Raw genomic sequence first — 1,388 nt, forward strand, 5'->3', positions numbered from 1 at the left:
AGGTGGCGATCGCATCCCCATCGGGACTAAACGCCACCTGACTGATGCCCCCCTCATTCCCCCCTATGCGGGCCAGTTCATTGCCCTCCAAATCCCACAGTCGCACTATTCCATCTTCACCACAGGTGGCGATCGCATCCCCATCGGGACTAAACTCTACCTGCCAGACACTCCCCTCATGACCCTCCATGTGAGCCAATTCATTTCCTTCCAAACCCCACAGTCGCGCCGTTCCATCTTCACCACGGGTGGCGATCGCATCCCCATCGGGACTAAACTCTACCTGCCAGATGCTCCCCTCGTGTCCTTCCATTTGAACCAGTTCATTGCCGTTTAAGTCCCACAGCCGTATCTTGCCATTCTCGTCGCTGGTGACAATTATCTTTCTATCAGGGCTAAACTCCACCTGATTGACGACCCCCTCATGTCCTTCCATGCGGGCCAGTTCATTCCCTTCCAAATCCCACAGATGTGCCGTTCCATCTTCTCCGCCTGTGGCGATCGTTTGTTCATCTGGGTTAAACGCCACAGTTGGAACATTTTTCTCACCTACTTCAAGCCGGATTTCTCGAATTTGAGCGAGGCTGGTTTGGGTAGTGAACAAGGGGCTGTGGGCAGGATAGCCGTTCAGATTCTGAATGTTATGTACCTGGGTCAGGCGCTGAAGATCATACAGGGCACGGGTCGCCAAGAGCAACGCCTCGGTTTGCTGGAATGAAAAGCGATTTTGGGCCGCCACCCCAGCACGTTCAAGTTGCGTCGCTTCACGAGCCAAGGTCAAGTTACGATTTCCGCGATACACAATGGACGACGTGAGCACGCTGGACAAAACGAAGATGGCAATCCCCGCTACTGACCACCGAGTTGCTTGCCGTTGGGCCTGCCCTAAAATCTGCTTCGCGTTTTTGAGTTCTTTCTGAGTGGCTAAATTTTCTTGCTCCAGAGCCTCTAACCGCTCCTTCAACTGTTCTACATCACTCCGACGCTGCCGCTGAATCAATTCCGCGATGTAGTCATGCACCAACTGATAGCGATCCTGCGGTTCCTCCGGCAAATACATCACCAGCCCCGACCCACAGGCCACCTTCAACACCAAATCCAGCGGCTCCGTCGGTTCCGTTTCCTCCTCCGACTCCGGCTGCGCTTCAGCAAACACCCGCCCCGGCAACAGCGCCTCCAGCTCCTTCACCAGCTCCGATCGCGTCTTCAGCGGTCGCGTTCCCCGCTCATCCGTCAACAAAAACAACACTAGCTCCGCCAACTGTTGATGCTCCGGGCCACAGTCGTCCACCACCTCCTGCACATAGCCCGTCACCAACGCCTCCTTCGGCGCATCCCCCAACTGCTCATAGGCCGCCAGGGTCGAAACCCCCACCGTCTGTAGCTGC

General features: G+C 55.9%; 1 protein-coding gene. It reads right to left on the reverse strand.

Annotated features, from left to right (window positions below):
• Window positions 1-1,375 (reverse strand): WD40 repeat domain-containing protein (locus V6D20_08285; GenBank protein ID HEY9815779.1); only part of this gene is annotated, 1,375 nt, incomplete at its 3' end.
• Between the last annotated feature and the right edge of the window lie 13 nt (window positions 1,376-1,388).

Source organism: Candidatus Obscuribacterales bacterium, assembly GCA_036703605.1.
Lineage (GTDB): Bacteria > Cyanobacteriota > Cyanobacteriia > RECH01 > RECH01 > RECH01.